This is a genomic window from Streptomyces sp. ADI96-02 (assembly GCF_003846185.1).
Taxonomy (GTDB): domain Bacteria; phylum Actinomycetota; class Actinomycetes; order Streptomycetales; family Streptomycetaceae; genus Streptomyces.
The window spans coordinates 2,278,829-2,297,034 of sequence record NZ_ML123034.1; the positions used below are offsets into that span (position 1 = coordinate 2,278,829).

Sequence of the window (18,206 nt, forward strand, 5' to 3'; positions counted from 1 at the left end):
GAGTGATCTGATCGCCGGCTACACTTACCCACCATGACCCACCCCTCTCCCCCTTCACTTCCCCCTGCGAAATTCGGGATCGTCGATCTCTTCGCAGGGCCCGGCGGCCTCGACATCGCCGCCACGATCATGAAGGACGAGGGCGTCGAGAGCATCGGCGTCGAATGGGACGACGCCACGCGTGCCACGCGTGCTGCGGCCGGCCTCCTGACGACCGAGGTGAAGGACGTCGCCGCGCTGGGCCCGTGCGACCCGTCGGTCGTCGAAGCGACCGTGCTCACCGGCGGTCCCCCCTGCCAGTCGTTCTCCGTGGCGGGAAGCCGCAAGGGTCATCAGGCTCTGGACGATGTGCTGCGCCTGGCCACGCGGTTGGCGGACCACGAGGACGAGGCTTCGTTCGATGTGGCCTGGAAAGAGGTCAAGACCGAGACCGACGCGATGGCGGACGACCGGACCGGGTTCGTGCTGCAGCCGCTGCGCTGGATCATGGAGGCGAAGCTCAAGCGCCGCAGGCCGTACGAGGTGGTCGTGCTGGAACAGGTGCCCACCGTGCTGCCGGTGTGGAAGCACTTCGTGGACATCCTCCGGAGGACGGGCTACGCCGCCGAGGCACACGTGCTGCACACCGAGGATTTCGGCGTCCCGCAGACGCGGCGCAGGGCGGTACTGATCGCCCAGTTCGACCCGCAGAACGTGCACCGCAAGGTCCGCTTCCCGGAGGCGACGCACCAGCGGTACCGGAAGGGCGCCGAACGACTGCACCCCAGGGAAGACCACCATGAGGGGTCATTGTTCGATGACATAAAGCCGTGGGTGTCCATGGGCGACGCGCTCGGCGCCACGCGGACGACCGACTTCGTCATGGTCTCCAACTACGGATCCGGCGGCGACCCCAAGAACCGCGGACGCCGGGAGTCCGGGGAGCCCGCCCCGACGATCACCGGCAAGGTGCGCCGCAACCGGCTCTACCGTCTGCGGAAGGACGACTCGGGCGAGATCGTGATCAGGCACGAGGACGAGCTCGATCGCCTCTCCTCCCAGGAGGCCGGCCTTCTCCAGTCCTTTCCCGCCGCGTACCCCTGGCGCTCCACCGACGTGGCCCAGCAGATCGGCAACGCCATCCCGCCACGCCTGTCGCTGCACATCCTGAGCATGGCACTGCTGCGCGAACCGCCGCAGCACAAGTGGTACACGCTGCTGGAGGAGTGGCTGCCGCCGACGCCGCCGCAGTGGGCAGCCGCGCCGCCGGCCACCGTTCGGCGGGGCGCGCCTCAGACCTCGCCGCCGGTCTCCTCCTCGGTGCCCGTCCGTCCCCGTACCGGGGCTCCGGCGAAGAGTTCGGCGAAGTGATCGACGAGCGCGTCCACCGATCGCTCCGGAGCCTTCTCCTCGTACGGCCCCACGGGCAGGTCCCTGCGCGGCACGGCCGGAGCTGACTCCGCCGACTCGACCCACTCCAGCGAGGGTCGACCGTCCCGCTCCGCGTCCGGAGCGAGGACGTCGTACATGAGGGTCGCGGCGGAGGCGTTGACCGCTGCCGCCAGCGCGTTCGCCTCCCGACCGGTCGTCACCGTCCCCCGCTCCAGCAGGCGCACCATCGCCTGCGCGGTGGGCCGATGGTCGATCACGTCCATGCGCAACGCGGTGTTCAGCATGTCCTGGTTGCCGCACACGGTGACGACGGGTGCGTAGTCGGGTCCGTTGCGGAACAGTTCGGCCGTCCACCACAGCCGGGCGAACGCCTGCTTGTACGCCGGACCCCGAAACCGGTCGACGGCGACCTTCGGCGGGCCGCTGCTCTCCTCCTGCTTCTTCCTCGGCTCCGAAAGGTGGCGCCAGACCACGTAGTCGGGCGCCACCCCGAGGGCCAGGTAGTTCCAGAACCTGCGGTCGGCCGCCTCCCGTCGGGTGAGCCGGAGCGCCGCGTGCAGCCGGGGTGCGAGCCAGGCGTCGGCAGTCGTGGGTCTGTCGTCCCGGAACTCGTACATCGCGTCATCGATCAGCGCGCGCACCGGGTCCAGTTCCGCACGGCTCTCGCCCTCGTACGGCAGCGGTTCGGTGATCCTGTTGAGCGCTATGGCCGGTACGTCCTCCTTACCGGTGAGCAGCCCCTCGGTGAGGTACTGGGCCGCGTTGAGGTCGGCGAGCAACGCCAGGCGCTCCGGATGGAAGTTCGGCTTGTCGGTCATGCGTCGGTCCCCCGGTGGATGCTCTCCAGGCCACGGATGGTGGTGCTCAGCGCCTTGGGCACGTCCGCCCTGCGCGTGGCGGCGTAATGGATACGCGGTTGGAGGTCCGTCCACCCGGACGTTCCGGTCCGGCGACGGTGGACCTCCCCCAGGGCGTCCTCCACCGAAAGGTCCGGCACGACGTCGGGCAACATCTCGCGCAGCACCTCGCCCCGCCAGTCGCGGGGGAACAACGGCGTTCCGTCCTCCTCGGTCTCCAGATCCCCGACAGCGGTGTGGAAGACGGCCGTCCACACGTCCGTGCACATCTGGGCGAGGAGCAGGTCCCGTACCAGGTTGTCGATCGAGGTGCCGTTGCCACCGACCAGATCGGTGACGCCCTCGAAGTCCGTGTTGATATGGACGACGGGGAGGTCGCCGGACGTGTCCACCGCCCAGGGCACCTCGTGAAAGCGGCGCAGCCACTGCGGACCCTCGCGGAAACCGACTTCGACGACGTCCAGTTCCCGGTCGCGCAGCGGGACGTCGGCCTTCAGATCGACGATCCAGTCCTTGGTCGAAACGGCGATCTCCCGCCCCGGCACTCCATCGACGGTGGCGACGACGTGTGCGGACATCGTGACCCGGTCCAAGTGGTCCGCACGCCACAGGTCGACGTGTCCCACCCACTGCCGACCGCTCTCCTCGCCGCGCGCGAGCACGGCCGTGACGCGCGTGTTGGTGGCGCCCTCACTCAGTACGACGGCGACCATCAGGTCGTTCCAGGGGCTGTCGGGGGATGTCGCCCTGCCCGGCACGGTGACCGACACCTTCATGCGGAGCCACTCCCAGTCGTCCCGCTCCGCCACCCCGGGGGCCACCACCTGTTCGACGGCGGAGAACGCACTGGTCTCGAGGGGTTCCCTGACGTCGTCGGGGCCCCGAAGCTCGACGGCGGTGACCCGGAGCGCGACCACGCCGAGAAGTCGCTGGTAGGGAAAGGCCCTCATGCCTGGGCCCCCTTGTCCGTGCGCAGGTCGAGGACGAGTCCGCTGAACAGGGCTCGTACCGGATGGGTGGATACGTCGGTGGTCCCGCGGAAGGTGGCGGTGCGCGAGCCGGGGGCGAAGCGGATCACACCGTCGACGATCTCGCAGTTGTGCACGGCGACGAGCTCCGACCACGCCAGAACGGGTCGAGGACCGGAGCGCACGTCCAGCTTGGCCACCGGTGCGGCTCGCCAGGAGTCTCCCCCGGCGGGAATCCTCACTTCGGCCGTGACGCACCACGCGCCGCCGCCGTCGATCCGGGCGTCGAGCTCTGCCAGTGCCGGTGGGCTCGACGCCGGCGTGGGCCGGGCCGTCCTGCGTCCCCCCACGGAAAGGCGCTTGCGCAGGCGCTCCGGCCCGCCCTTGCGATTCTTTCTCGGGAGGGCCACCAGAGCGCGCACGGCCTTGTTCGTCTCGCTCGTGAGCGCACCGATGCGTCGATACGCGGACGGCGAGTAGAGCATGCGCAGTTCCTCCGTCTGCCCCCACTTGTCGTGCTCGGGCGGTTCGGCCGCCCGCAGGAACGCCTCGGCCTCGTCCGCGAAGGGAGCGTCGTCGCCCGCTGCCCTGCCGGCGAGCAGCACGGCCTGGAAGGGGTTGGTGCCGACCGGAAGGCCGGGGACCCAACCGACCTTGACGGTCATGCGGTTGCCGCGCATCGTCGTCACCCTGTTCGACTTTCCGTCGTCCCCGTCCTCCGCCTCCGTGACCAGCACGACCGCCCGGTGCTCGCCACCGCTCCCGCGACCGGAGCGTCCCGGCACGACCAGCGGGACGGTCGCCATCGCCACCTGCCCCGACTCCGTCATCTTCTCGACGGTCGTTCCGTCCAGGAACGCCTGCAAGGCCCGCGTCCGTGAGGGCTGCGTGACACGCGGATCGACTCTCGTCTCGGAAAGAATCTCCACACCGTTGCGGAATGTCCTCACGGACGCCTCCAGCAGGGGCCGTTGACCGCCTCCGCCGGTCATGGCCGCCCAGAAGTTCCGGCCGAGAGCCTCCAGAAGGCGATAGTGCATGCGGTGCACGCTGTCGTCGTCCTCGACGTCCTCGTTGCTGTCGGTCCCTTCCACGAGACTGGCCACATCGTGCGCGCCGACGATGAGGAAGGAGGTACCGGGCTCGGCGCTCTCCCGGGTGAGGTGCAGACGCTCGACACTCTCCTCGTCGGCCCACCACGAGCGCGCCACGTGCAGGTCCTCCGCGTCAGGGTCCGGCCTTCCGAACCACGCGGGACCGGCCCAGGCCCGTCCGCCCACCCTGCGCCAGGGGAGGTCGAGTCGGCCGATGAGCCTCCGCTCGGTCCGCCCCTCGTGCGGCTCCGACAGAGTGGAGTTCATGAGGACCAGCCCGAGGCGGCTGGTCGCCCAGAGCGTCGCCTTCCCCAGGCCGTAGGAGCCACCGGCGGCGTTCACCGACTTCTGACTGTCCAGCTGGCGCCGTACGACCGCGGCGAAACGTCCCGTCTCGTAGTCGTCGCCGGTCAGACCGGAGGCGTTGTAGTCGTCGATACGGAGGAGAACCAGGCGGTCCCGCTCGTACATGTCGCTCAGACCGGCCGCGATCATGCGTCCGACCTTCTGGTCCTGCTGCGCCGCCGCCTCGTAGTGCGGCAGCAGGTCGTCCCAGCGGATCTCGTCGCGAAACCGGGCCAGGGCCTCACCGGAGAGTTCGTGCAGCGTGTAGCGGACCCGGACCGGCTGGGCGAGGTCCAGGCGTTCGTCGAGGCTGTTCTGGGTCGCCTCGCGCGCCAGGACACCGACGTCCGCCTCGAAGGCGAAGGCAGCAGCGTTCCCGAACTCCCTTCCCCCGTCCGCGTGTCCCGGGCGGTGGTACCAGGAGATCGGCAGGCCGGCCAAGGTGTCGGCGGTACGGGTGTGGATCGTCCCCAGATCCGTACCGAGCGCTTCGGCGATCCTGTTGATCGTCTCCTCTCGCGGAGTCGCCCTGCCGGTGATCCAGGCGGAGACCGCGGCCCTCGTCAGTCCGATTCGCTGGGCGAGATCGGCCTGGCTCATGCCCGACTGCTTCAGCTGTCGGGCGAGCCAGGGACCGAAGTCCATTCCGGTGTCCAACCTCATCACTCCTCAGCTGCGGCGCGGCCCATGACCTGCACGATACACCTGGCGTTTGACACTGACACCGCGCCCGACAACGCCCTTTGACACACTCGCGCCGACCCTCATCCTTAACCCTGCGCCCCATCGACCAAATGACCGACAACATGCCGAAAGGGCAGAATGACCGAAGTGTCGAATCTTGGCCGAACCTCTACCGATCTGCCCGGAAAAGCGAGTAGGCGACAACGCCTCCCGGAAGCTCTGTCCGGCCCCGCGAGCACCTTGTGACGCCGCCGTTCGATCATGTAACGTGAAAGCGGGAAACGCCTCACCAAGCGCTGTCGAACCATTTCTGGCGAGGGTCCTGTTCTGCATGCCCAGAATTCCCCCGCCGCACCCGGAATCGATATTCCGTAAGGAAAATCACCAAACCTCTTGCCTTGCTCGATCACATGCGCTTGGCTTCTGCCACGTTCTTCCGGACAACGAATCCTCCGCCCCTTGCCGTTTCTCGAAAAAACCTTCCTCCTGGCGAATCGGCCCACCTTTCCGTGCGCTTTTCCGCCCTTCTGCACGTGCGCCATTTTCCGTCACGCCCGGTACACATTCAGCCAGAGCCCAGGGAGCTGCCCATGGACACCAACCCGCCCGAGTCGGACGACGCCTGCTTCGGGCTCGTCGAGCAGTACGACTCCATCGAAGACCCGCATCTGCGGTCCGAATTCCTCGACGCCGCCGGAACGACGCCTTCGTACATCAACGCCCTGCGGCTCCGCCGCGACAGGGCAGCCGCCCGTAGGGCCTCCGAGCCCACCACCCCCGAAGCGCCGGGCCCGGTGGGCGACAAGGTCACTCGGCGGCGGCCCCCTCTCCTCTCGACCCGCTCCCGTGTCAGCGTCACCCGTCCGCCCAACAACAGGGGCGGAGCCGCCCGCCATCGCCGTCGCCGGAACCGTGAACGCCCCGATGTCGTCGTCATCGTGTTCAGGCTCGACTGACCCGACACATCGTCGGGCTCGGAACTCCTATCGTTGAGGTCGCGGGCCGGCCGCATCCCCCGCTGCGACCGGCCCCGACTCCTTGCGCGTTCAGCTCACGGCCACGGAATGGGAAAACCTTGAATCACCCCAATGTGACGGACAGTTCGGGCGAGTCCTCCGTCATCCGGACGATCATCGACCAGTCGGCGCGGGTACTGGAGACGTATCGCGTCGATCCGGGGCTGATTCTGGAGCATGCCAACGGCGAACGGCGGATCACGCAAGGCGGTTATGGGGACCGCCAGTTGTTCGAACTCGTCCAGAACGCCGCGGACGAGATCGCGCACTCCCCGGGCGGGAAGGTGCACGTCGTTCTCACGAACAAGCACCTGTACTGTGCGAACGAGGGCAGGGAGGTCACGGCGGAAGGTGCCGAGACCATTCTCCGCATGAGTGTGTCGAAGAAGCGAGGAGGGCAGATCGGCCGCTTCGGCGTCGGGGTGAAATCGGTTCTCGCGGTCACCGACGCTCCTCAATTCTTCAGCACCTCAGGGGCATTCGGATTCGACCGGGCCTGGTCGTACGCGGAGATCAGGAAGGCCGGGGGCGACAACGCGACACGGGACGACTTCGAGGCGCCGGTCCTGCGCATGGCCCGCCCGCTGGACGCCACGAAGGAGCGCACCGAGGATCCCGTTCTCGACAAGCTGCTCGGCTGGGCCACCACCGTGGTGCGGCTGCCTCTCCTGCCCGGAGCGGCCGATCGACTCGGACACGACATCCATACGGTCGCCGGCAGCCACGGGCCGCAGCGGGAGTTCCCGGCGCGCTTCCAGTTGTTCTCCCACCACGTGGGCACCGTGGTCCTGGAGGACCGTCGGACCATGCCGCAGATCCGGCGGGAGATCACGGTCGAGCACGAGGGCGTCCTGCACACGATCCACGAGGCTCGCACCGGTAAGCCGGAATCCCACTCCACCTGGAAGGTCTTCACCCACGCCCATCGCCCCACCGAACGGGCACGGGCCAGCGCGGGCGAGATGCACGATCGCGGAACGATCGACGTCTCCTGGGCCGTCCCCGAATACACCGGTGACACCGTCCTCCTCGTCCCCAAGGGACGAGGGGAGTTCTGGTCGTTCTTCCCGACCAAGTACCCGATGACCTTGGCCGGCATCCTCAACGGCGCCTGGAAGACAAATGAGGACAGACAGAACCTTCTGGACTCCAGTCCGTTCAACGAGGAGATCATCCAGGTCGCCGCGAAGCTGGTCGTCGAATCGTTGCCGCTGCTGGCTCCGCCCGAGGATCCCGGCGCCTACCTCCCCCTGCTGCCCGGTCGGACCAGGGAGTCGGAGACTCTCAACTGGGCCGACAAGTACCTGACCGAACAGATCTGGAAGCTGACCGCCCAGCTTCCGTCGCTTCCCGACCAGGACGGCGTCCTGAGGGTTCCCCGCGAGCTGCGCTTCCATCCCGCGCCGGTGGGGAAGGGACCACTCAGGCTCGAGTGGCTCCGGATGTGGAACGCCTACCCCGGGCGTCCTGCGAACTGGGTTCACCCCTCGGTGGAGGCCGCGGAGTTCCGCCCCGGCAAGGTGGGGCACATTCTGGAGCAGACCAGGCAGGGCCGTGCGACCGTCCGGGAGTGGTTGGAGGCTCTGGTCAGCGACGGTACGGCCGAAGCCTCCGCTGTCGCGATCCGCATCTTCGCCGCGATGGTCCGCGAGGGATCGCCCTTCGCGGACGAGGCCCGAGCGGCCCGCATCGTGTTGACCGAGGAGAGCGGGTTGGTGCCCGCTGTCGTGGGCAAGGTCTACCGTCGGGCCGTCCAGGACGGACTGCGCGACGGCACCACGTACGTGGCCCCCTCACTCTCGGAGGACGAGTCGCTCATCAGCGATCTCACGACGATCGGCATCAGGGAGGCGGATTCCCGCGGACGCTTCATCGGCGTCCTGGAGCAGGGGTTCAACGGCTACGGGCCCCAGGACTGGGGGCGCTTCTGGGAGCTGTTCCACAGTGCGGGCGGCAGCCAGGTGAGCGGCGAGGTGATCGCTCACGTCGCCGACCCGATGGCGACCCTGTTCGTCCGGACGGTGGACGGGCGCTTTCACCGCATGCGCGACTGCCTTCTCCCCGGCGCCGTGGTGCCCGGCGACGGCAGCCGGGACCGCTCGGTCGCGGTGGACCTGGACTTCCACTCCGACGACCGCATGGTCTTCCACGAGTTCGGGCTGCGCTCGGCGCCCACCGCCGGCCACCGTCCCTCGCCGGACGAGGCGTGGTTCTCCGAGTACGCGACGGCGATCTACGACAGCTACTGCCGGACACTGAGCAGCAATGCCGCGCGCCCGTCCTTCAGCAGGCTCAAGCTGGAGGGTTCCCCCATCGGTGGGCCGCTGCACGTCCTGGATCTGCTGTCGGACGAAGGGCGGGCCGCCTTCGTGAAGGCGCTGCCCGACGCGAGCGTCGTCGACACCTGGACCATGCAGTTCGGCGCCCAGTTGTCCACGCGCAAGTCCGTCCACTCCCCATTGCGTTGGATGCTCGGCCGGCTCGGTCGGATCCCCACCTCGCAGGGCATCGTCCCGGTTCCCGACGCGGTGGGCCCTCAGCTGCACGCCTACGCCGACGTACTGCCGGTCGCTGACATCAGTGCCGAGAAGGCCCGCAAGCTGCACCTTCCGACCGTGGTGGACGACGTCCCGACGAAGCAGTGGGACCGCCTGCTCGAACAGCTCGGCACCAGTGACGACGACACCTTCGTCGGCCGTACGTACGTGATGTTGACCCGGCTGGAGGTCGACTTTCCCGAAGGGGAACCGACCCGATGCCGCATCGGGTCGGAATGGTCCGCGCAGGAGGACGGCAAGATCGCTGTCGCGGCTTCGGATGCGGAGTACCGCGCGCTGCGTGCCGAGCGTATCCCCGCGCTGTTGGCCGGCAGCCCGGAGGACGCCGCCCTGCTCGTCAAGACGTGGGGCATGTTGCGCTACAGCGACGTCATCAGCAGGGAGACCCGCCATGTGGGCATCGGCGAGCCGACGCTCCTGCACGACGAGTTCCCCACGCTTCGCCAGCGGATCGGAAACGCGGTCAACAACTACCGCCTGCAGCGCTGCTCCGAGCTGGAGGAGGTGACCCGTACGCCTCAGGGCGCAACCTCCCACCCTCGCAGCAGCGCCCTCCAGGGCGACACCGTGCTCGTCCTCGAACCCGTGGACAGGCCGGCCGCCCTGATGGCCGTCGACCGTGAGCTGCGTTGGGGGCTGAAGGAGGCGGGATGCCGGGCTGTTCTCGACGCCCAGGAACGGCAGGAGGCCGACCAGCAACTCCAGACGGCCCTGCGCCGGGTCCGCGAGGCGGAGAGCGTCGAGGCGAAGCTGGAGCTGCTCATCGGCGAGGCCGCGCTCCGGGCCGGCCTTCCGCCCGGCCTGCTGGAGAGCGAGCGGGCCGAGTCGGGCGACGTCGATCCGTCGGCCCGCCGGATCGCACGAATGGCGTACAACGCCCACGGTGACGGAGTGTTGCAGATGCACGTCCGTGATCTGCAGGCCGCCTATCCGAGCCACGCTCCGTCGAGTTTCACCGGCTCCTCGCCCGCGGTGAAGTTCGTCGCCGATTTCGGCTTCCCCGACTCCTTCGCCGGCACCAGGACGCCGCCCCTTCCGCCGCGGATCGAGATCCCCGGCCCCACCGAGTTCCCACGACTGCACGACTACCAGGAGCGCCTCGCCACGAAGGTGTTCGCCATGCTCGACCGGTTCGCACCGCAACGCGGCATGCTGTCGTTGCCCACCGGTGCCGGCAAGACCCGGGTGGCGGCGGAGGCCGTGATTCGCTGGGTCAAGTCCCTGGGAGAGCTGGACGGCCCCATCCTCTGGATCGCCCAGACCGAGGAACTGTGCGAGCAGGCGGTGCAGAGCTGGAGCTTCGTGTGGTCGAAGGTCGGCGCCGAGAGCCCCTTGACGATCAGCAGGCTGTGGACGACCAACGAGGCCGGCCCGGTCGGCGACCGACCGCACCTCGTCGTGGCCACGGACGCCAAGCTCGGCAACTGCCTCGGCACCGAGGGGTACTCCTGGCTCCGGAAGGCGAGCCTGGTCATCGTCGACGAGGCCCACGTGGCCATCTCACCGCAGTACACGAAGATCCTCGAACAGCTGGGGCTGACGGCCCGCGAGACACAGCGCCATCTGCTCGGTCTCACGGCCACGCCGTTCCGCAACACGAACGACGAGGAGACCCGGCGTCTGGTCCAGCGCTTCGGTGCACAGCGACTCGACGACGGAGTCTTCCGCACCGGCGACGCCTACGGTGAGCTGCAGGAACTCGGCATGCTGGCCAAGGTCGACCACCGGGAGCTCCTGGGCGGCACCATCGAGCTGACCAACGACGAGAAGGAGCGGGCCGATCAGATGAGCCTGCTGTCGAAGGCCGCCGAGCAGCGTCTCGCCGACGACCACGACCGCAACAGGCGCATCCTGGAGGAGATCGGCGACATGCCCGCGGACTGGCCCGTCCTGGTCTTCGCCACCTCGGTGGGGCACGCCAAGTTCCTCGCCGCGAAACTCAAGGGCCGAGGGATCACCGCCGCGTCGGTGGACTCGGCCACCTCCGTGGGGGAACGCCGGAAGAGCATCGACGACTTCCGCCGCGGGCGCGTTCGCGTCCTCACGAACTACGGTGTTCTCACCCAGGGGTTCGACGCACCCGCCACCCGGGCGGTTGTCGTCGCCCGCCCCACCTACAGCCCGAACGTCTACCAGCAGATGATCGGCCGCGGTCTTCGCGGTCCCGGTAACGGAGGCAAGGAGACCTGCCTGATCCTCAACGTCCGGGACAACATCACCAACTACGGCAAGGCGCTCGCCTTCACGCAGTTCGAGCACCTGTGGAGGGCCAAGTGACCGACGCGTACCACGACAGCCCGGCCCTGACGGCGGAACAACGAACCGTGGTCGAGCAGCCCTGGGATGCCCGGTTGCTCGTCACCGCCGGTGCCGGCGCGGGCAAGACGCACACCCTGGTCCGTCGTCTCGACGCTCTCATGGGCGACGAGGAGGAGGCTCTCGAAGCGGGCGAGATCCTGGTGCTCAGCTTCTCCCGTGCGGCGGTGCGCGAGCTGCGCGAACGGATCGCTCTGCATGCCCGGGAGGCCCGCAGGGTAAGGGTGCAGACCTTCGACTCGTGGGCCTACTCGGTGTTGCGCGGAGAACAGCCCGACCGCGACTGGAGTGCCCTGCGCTTCGACGAGCGCATCAGGGAGACGACCGAGGCCATCCTCAGGGGGGCGATCGAGGAGAGCGAACAGGGAGCACCGGCCCATGTGGTGATCGACGAGGTCCAGGACCTGGTGGGTGACCGCCGCGACATGGTGGAAACGCTGCTGGACCGCTTCCAGGACAGTTGCGGTTTCACCGTGGTGGGGGACGGCGCCCAGGCGATCTTCGGCTTCCAGGTCTCCGACCAGGACGCCCGAGCGGCGGAGACGAACTACTTCTTCGACTGGCTCCGGGCCTCCTATCCGGACGACCTCGTCGAACTGCACCTCACCGCCAACTTCCGGGCGCGTACGGAAGAGGCGCGCACGGCGTTGGCCCTCGGTGCAGCGCTCAAGAGACTGCCTTCGGCGCCCGCCGAGTCCGACGCCGCGGGCGAGAAGTTCCATCGGCAGCTGACCGACCTTCTGTTCTCGTGCCCGGATTTCGGTCCGCTGGACGATCGATTCACCGTCGAATCCCTCCGGGCCTACCCGGGTACGTGCGCCATCCTCTGCAGGGACAACCGTCAGGCTCTCGTCCTGTCCGAGAGACTGTTCTCCCTCGGAGTCGCGCACCGTGTCCAGCGCGCGTTGCAGGATCGGCCGGTTCCGGCCTGGGTCAGCTCCGTCCTCCGCGGGACCGGCACCACCACGTTGACCGAGGAACGCTTCCGGGAACTGCTCTCCGCGGCCCCGACCGTTCCCGTCGGGGATCCTTCGAGGATCTGGCGTTCCCTGCGCGGTGCGGCCCGCGCCCCCCGGGGGCTGATGGACGTGGCGGCCGTGCGGCGTCTGGTGGCGGACGGGCGCTTCCCGGACGACCTCGCGGCCGTGGAACCCGCGGGCCTCGTGGTGTCGACCGTACACCGCGCCAAGGGACTGGAGTTCGACCGGGTGATCGTGGTCGAGCCCACCACCACGGCGGAACTGCGCAAGCAGCACAGTCACGTCGATCCCGCGGCCGAGGCCCGTTCGCTGTACGTGGCGATGACCCGTGCCCGGGACGACCTCTTCCGCATCGCGGCGCCCGACACCGCGCTCGTACGCCGGGACAGGGTCACCGAACGCTGGTACCTCGGCGGCTGGAAGCCGTACATCCGCGACGGCATCGTGGCCTCGGGGCGGGATGTGTGTCGGGAGCATCCGCCCGGTGCGGACGGTTTCGTTGACGACGCCGGGACCGTACAGGACTACTTGGCCTCGTCGGTGTCCCCCGGTGACGTGCTGACCCTCCGGCCGCAGCACGAGTTGGCCATGGCCGTCGATCAGAGCCCCCCGTACACGGTCTTTCACGGGGATCGGCCGATCTCCGTCGTCTCGGAGCGGTTCCGCAAGGATCTCCACACGTCCCTGAAGATCAACAGGACCTGGGAGATCAACTGGCCCGTGGAGATCGGCGGCTTCCGGGTGGACTGTCTGGAGAGCGTCGCCGGCAGCACCGCCGCAGGCGCCCGTGCCGGACTGGGCGACCACGGCATCTGGACGGTGCCCCGTATGTCGGGGCTCGGCCGTTTCAGGCGCGTCAGCAGGACCACGCAGGAAGGCATCGTCGGATGACGCAGGACAGGGGCGTTCACGCCGCTCACTACGCACTTCGGGAAGGGCTGGTCGAGCAGCTCCGCAAGGATCTGCTCGGACCCGCATCCGCCGACGAGATCCTGACCCAGGACCCGCCGATCACCACCTACCCGATAGGGGTGCTGTTCCCCAGGTCCTCCGATCCCGAGTCCGAGCGGGTGCTTCAGGAGGACGCCGCCGAGAACGAGGGGCTCGACGACGCTCCGCTCGTACGGAGAGGCAGAGACGTCGAAGAACCCCAGCTCGATCTCGGAGCGGCCCAGGTCGGCGACCGGCGCCCCTCGTCCATGGGGCTGACGTTCGCCGTCGATCCTGGCGTCGCTCCCCGACTCGTCGTGCGCACGGAGGCCGCGGCATACGATCCCGTCGACGCCGACGGGCGCCCGGTGGCCGCCGAGCGGGCCCAGGCCCGGACGGTGTCCGAGCAGAAGGAACGATGGCGTCGGCGGGAGCTGTCCCCGCGCCCGGTGACCATCGACGTGACCGTTCCCGGTCGCCTTCGGGTGGACGACCTCCATGAAGGCGCGGCGTTGGACGTCGTCGTCCGCCCGAAGGCTCTTTCGAGCGGAACGGTCACCGTGACCGTCACGTTGATCAACACACAACGCGTGGGAAGGTACGCGCTGCAGGACGCCTTCTGTCTCTACCAGCCTCGCCTGACCGTCACCACCGAATCCGCCGTTCGGGGCATCGTCGAGCGCCTGTCCGAGCGCGGAGGGCTCGATCCGGAGGTCGCCACGAGCCGACTGTTGCACCGTCACGCGCCGACCTTCGCCGTCGGGCACGGATGCTCCGTGGGCTGGGACTGGACTCCTCCCGCCATCGGCGCACCGAACACTTCCCGTGCGGAGATCGCCACCGTACGCACCGAGTTCGTGCCGGCACACGACGTGCTGCTCACCGACTCCAACCCCGACATCGACGACTCGGCCCTGACCATGGAGGGGCTGGCAACCCGCCCCGAGAACGAGGTCCTGTCCGCGCTCAACGGCCTGATGGCCGGGTACGCGGAGTGGATCGACGCCAAGGAGGCGGAGGCGGAGGCATTCCGGGACACCCGGCACGAGGCTCCCGCGCGGACGCAGATCGAGCACTGCAGAACCGCTCTGGCTCGCATGCGTCGCGGTATCAGGGTTCTGGGCACGGATTCCGGGGCGATGCGGGCGTTCCGACTCGCCAACCGGGCGATGGCTCAGCAGCGTGGACGCAGCGAGTGGGTCAAGAACGGCCGGACGGGCGCCCCGGACACCTCCGTGGGCCGGTGGCGGCCGTTCCAGATCTCCTTCCTGCTCCTCTGCCTCGAAGGGATCGTGGACCCGAAGCACGAGGACCGTCGCATCGCCGATCTCCTCTGGTTCCCCACCGGTGGCGGCAAGACCGAGGCGTACCTGGGCCTGATCGCCTTCACGACCTTCCTGCGACGCCTGCGGCTGGACGAGCGCGGCGGCGGCGTGACGGTGCTGATGCGCTACACCCTGCGGCTGCTCACTCTGCAGCAGTTCGAGCGTGCCGCCTCCCTCATCTGCGCCATGGAGCGCATTCGCCTGGGTGACGAACGGGCCCTGGGGACGGAGCCCATCTCCATCGGCATGTGGGTGGGCCAGTCCGCCACGCCCAACAAACTGTCGGTCGCCGAGGAGAGCCTGGTGGAGCTCCGTAAGGAGAAGGAGCTCCAGGAGAAGAACCCGGTCCAACTGCACGCGTGCCCCTGGTGCGGCACCCGTATCGACGCGTACCAGTACGAGGTGGACGAGAAGGCGAAGCGGATGCACGTCCGCTGCCCCGACACGTGGTGCGATTTCCACGACGGGCTGCCGGTCCACCTGATCGACGAGGCGGTCTACGACGCGCGCCCCACTCTGGTGATCGCCACCGTGGACAAATTCGCCGCGATGCCGTGGCGTGAGCAGACCGCCGCGCTGTTCAACCGCGACCGCCAGGACGGAACTCCGCCTCCGGAGCTGATCGTCCAGGACGAGCTGCATCTCATCTCGGGTCCCCTCGGAACGCTCACCGGCCTGTACGAGACGGCGGTGGATCTGCTCGCGAACGAGCCGAAGATCATCGCGTCGACGGCGACGATCCGCCGGGCGGGCGAACAGGGCAACAAGCTGTTCGCCCGCGATGTCGCCCAGTTCCCCCCGGCGGGCATCGACGCCAGGGACTCGTGGTTCGCCGTCGAGACGCCCAAGGGGCGCAAGGCGAGTCGTCAGTACGTCGGTCTGCTCACCCCGAGTACGAGCCAGTCCACGCTGCTCATCCGCACGTACGCCAACCTGCTCCACCGGGCCGCGCAGGGCGAGGGCAGTGATCAGGTCCGCGACGCCTACTGGACGCTCGTCGGCTACTTCAACAGCCTCAGGTTGTTGGCCGCGGCGGAGCTCCAGGTGCACGACGACGTGGACGCGCACCTCGGCTATCTGGCAGACCGCGACGGCGGCCTACGACGAAAGGTCCTGGAGCAGACCGAGCTGACCAGCCGCGCCAACTCCAGCGAGGTGCCGAAACGTCTCAAGCAGGTGGAACAGAGGCTGGGGCATCCCGATGTCGTGGACGTCCTGCTGGCCACCAACATGATCTCGGTCGGCGTCGACGTGGATCGGCTCGGGCTGATGGCGGTCATGGGGCAGCCCCAGACGACCGCCGAGTACATCCAGGCGACCAGCAGAGTGGGACGCCGCCACCCCGGGCTGGTGGCCGTGATGCTCAACTCCAACCGCTCACGCGACCGTTCGCACTACGAGAGCTTCCAGCACTTCCACTCGGCGCTGTATCGCGAGGTGGAGTCGACGAGCGTGACCCCCTTCTCCACCCGCTCCCGCGAGCGGGGTCTGCATGCCGTCGTCGTCGCGCTCGCCCGGATCATGATTCCCGCGGCGCGTTCCAACGACGCCGCAGGACGGATCGACGAGTTCCGCGACGATCTGAACCGGCTTGTCCGGGAAAGGCTGTTGGACCGGGTCGAACGGGTGGAGAAGGACGAATACGCGGCGACGGCCGACGCCTACGACGAGTTCGTCGATTGGTGGTCACATCTGGCGGAATCCCGGGGTGGCCTGCTCTACGAGCCGAAGCGAGGACGACGGACACCCTCCCTGCTGCGCGCTTTCGACGACGAGACCGACGAAAACGCCTGGCCGACCCTGTGGAGTCTGCGCGATGTCGACGCCGAGTCCGGCCTGTTCATGGAGGCAACCCGATGACCCCTCCCCCCGCTCGACGCCGCAGGGCCGGAGCACCGGAGCGCAGCTACCCGCGCCGCGGTTCCGTGCGCCGCGCCCAGATGATCACGACCTATGGTGTCGGCTCGATGGTCGCGGTGGACAACGAGTCGTTCATGGTGGCCGGAACGGACTCCTGGAACATCAGCGAGGCGCCGACGATCTCCGAGCACCGGTTGGCCCGTGCCCTCGGCGTGAAGTCGTTCCGTCTGCCGCCCGCTTCGGACGAGACGAGCAAGGACGGCGTGCACGTCCGTCGCTTCCCTCTGTGGCACTCGTGCCCGAAGTGCGAGACGCTTCAGCACGTTCGCCGGTTCAACTCCCCTCCGGGGAAGAACGAGTGCGGTGACTGCGAGGAGGACCTCGTTCCCTCCCGCTTCGTCATGGCCTGCGGCAGGGGCCACATCGACGACTTCCCGTACTGGAAGTGGGCGCATCGTGGTAACCGGCAGGAGGGCGACAGCGGATTCTGTGGCGGGGAGATGCGTCTGCGTACCAGCGGAAAGACGGCGTCGCTCCGCTCGATCCTGGTCTCCTGCACCTGTGATGTCCCCGAGGTCTCCATGGAGGGAGCCTTCAGTGCCACCGCGCTGTCCGGCCTGAAGGTGTTCTGCAGCGGCAAACGGCCCTGGCTCAAGGACGCTCCGACCGACCCCTGCTCGGAGAGGCCGCGCACCCTGCAGCGAGGCTCCTCCGTGGCCTGGCAGCCGATCGTGCGGACGGCATTGTCGATTCCGCCGTACAGCGAGGAGCACTTCACCAAGCTCGGAGCCCATCTGGACGATCTGCGAGCCATGTACGAGCGGCGCGACGAGCACGGCATCGGGGTCTACCTCAAGGTGCTCGGCATCGAGCGGAACTACGAGTTCTCGGCCGCCAAGGTCATCGCCCTCCTGGCCACGGAGAACCAGGAGGACGCGGGCTCCGACGGGGACGTCACGGTGGACGGTGCTTTCGTCCGGCTCCGCAAGCAGGAGTACGAGCGACTCGTCGAGGGGCGACCCGAGAGCGAGTCGGACCGTCAGGACCACTTCGTCTGCGAGCATCCCCTGTCCCCGGCGGACGTCCTGACGCCGTACGGGGTCACGGGTCCGATGCTCGTGAAGCGACTGCGGGAAGTCCGTGCCCTGAAGTCCTTCTCGCGGGTCGACACACCCGAGACCCGGACGGACGTCCACGAAGCCGCCCTCTCCCTGAAGGAGCTGGACTGGCTGCCCGCGATGGAGGTCCAGGGCGAAGGCGTCTTCCTCCGGCTCGACGAACAGCGCCTGGATTCCTGGGCGCGGAACGCCGCCGTGGCGGCGCGAGCCGATCGCATACGGGACAACCACGCCCGCATGTTGCGCGAACGCGCCCAGGACTCGAGCACCGTGCCCGACTCACCGGCCTCACCTCGCATGATTCTCCTCCACACCCTCGCGCACGCTCTGATCAACGAGTGGAGCCTGGACGGAGGCTATCCGGCGGCCTCGCTGCGGGAGCGCCTGTACGCGAGCGAGCCTATGGCGGGAATCCTCATCTGCACCGCGACCAGCGACTCGGCCGGCAGCCTGGGTGGCCTGGTCGCCCAGGGGGAGCCCAACCGCCTCAAGGAATCCCTGGACTCGGCCCTCGACAGAGCGCGCTGGTGCTCCGCGGATCCCCTCTGCGTCGAATCGGAGGGAAGCGGCGTCGGAGGGATCAACATGGCGGCCTGCCATGCCTGTGTGCTGCTGCCGGAGACGAGCTGCGAGCACAACAACGGCATGCTCGACCGCGCTCTCCTCATCGGCACCCCGGAGAACCCGTCCATCGGATTCTTCAGCGATGCCCTGAGTTCCTGAACCGCACCGGCTCGGGCCGCCCCGCCTCGGCCGGTGCCCGGGAGAGGGTGAGGCACGTGGG

9 protein-coding genes are annotated in these 18,206 nt (G+C 68.5%); 6 read left to right on the forward strand and 3 right to left on the reverse strand.

What is annotated here, in order from left to right:
* Nucleotides 1–33: 33 nt before the first annotated feature.
* Entirely contained in the window at nucleotides 34–1,350 is a 1,317-nt protein-coding gene (locus tag EES43_RS09930; RefSeq protein ID WP_124268397.1) for a DNA cytosine methyltransferase, read from the forward strand.
* Here the strand turns inward: EES43_RS09930 and EES43_RS09935 are convergent.
* From EES43_RS09935 to EES43_RS09945, 3 genes are read right to left on the reverse strand one after another with little or no spacing between them, the layout of a single operon-like run.
* On the reverse strand, nucleotides 1,272–2,189 hold the full coding sequence (locus EES43_RS09935; protein WP_124268398.1) for a DUF6339 family protein: 918 nt from the start codon (nucleotides 2,187–2,189) through the stop codon (nucleotides 1,272–1,274). The genes EES43_RS09930 and EES43_RS09935 overlap by 79 nt on opposite strands.
* On the reverse strand, nucleotides 2,186–3,178 hold the full coding sequence (locus EES43_RS09940; protein ID WP_124268399.1) for a hypothetical protein: 993 nt from the start codon (nucleotides 3,176–3,178) through the stop codon (nucleotides 2,186–2,188). The genes EES43_RS09935 and EES43_RS09940 overlap by 4 nt, the downstream gene beginning before the upstream one ends.
* Nucleotides 3,175–5,298, reverse strand: a complete 2,124-nt coding sequence (locus tag EES43_RS09945) for a helix-turn-helix domain-containing protein (protein ID WP_241192364.1) — start codon at nucleotides 5,296–5,298, stop codon at nucleotides 3,175–3,177. Before EES43_RS09945 ends, EES43_RS09940 begins: the two co-directional genes overlap by 4 nt.
* A gap of 611 nt (nucleotides 5,299–5,909) precedes the next feature.
* Here EES43_RS09945 and EES43_RS09950 point away from each other — a divergent pair.
* From EES43_RS09950 to EES43_RS09970, 5 genes are all read left to right on the forward strand, one after another.
* Nucleotides 5,910–6,275 (forward strand): hypothetical protein, encoded by a 366-nt coding sequence (locus EES43_RS09950; protein WP_124268400.1) that lies wholly within the window; start codon nucleotides 5,910–5,912, stop codon nucleotides 6,273–6,275.
* Between the two features lie 119 nt (nucleotides 6,276–6,394).
* The gene (locus EES43_RS09955; RefSeq protein WP_124268401.1) at nucleotides 6,395–11,170 is read left to right on the forward strand and encodes a DEAD/DEAH box helicase; all 4,776 of its coding nucleotides are present in this window, start codon (nucleotides 6,395–6,397) and stop codon (nucleotides 11,168–11,170) included.
* On the forward strand, nucleotides 11,167–13,080 hold the full coding sequence (locus EES43_RS09960) for a UvrD-helicase domain-containing protein (RefSeq protein ID WP_124268402.1): 1,914 nt from the start codon (nucleotides 11,167–11,169) through the stop codon (nucleotides 13,078–13,080). Before EES43_RS09955 ends, EES43_RS09960 begins: the two co-directional genes overlap by 4 nt.
* Complete coding sequence (locus EES43_RS09965) at nucleotides 13,077–16,304, forward strand: helicase-related protein (RefSeq protein ID WP_124268403.1); 3,228 nt, start codon at nucleotides 13,077–13,079, stop codon at nucleotides 16,302–16,304. The genes EES43_RS09960 and EES43_RS09965 overlap by 4 nt, the downstream gene beginning before the upstream one ends.
* Complete coding sequence (locus EES43_RS09970; protein ID WP_124268404.1) at nucleotides 16,301–18,145, forward strand: DUF1998 domain-containing protein; 1,845 nt, start codon at nucleotides 16,301–16,303, stop codon at nucleotides 18,143–18,145. Before EES43_RS09965 ends, EES43_RS09970 begins: the two co-directional genes overlap by 4 nt.
* Nucleotides 18,146–18,206: the final 61 nt, after the last annotated feature.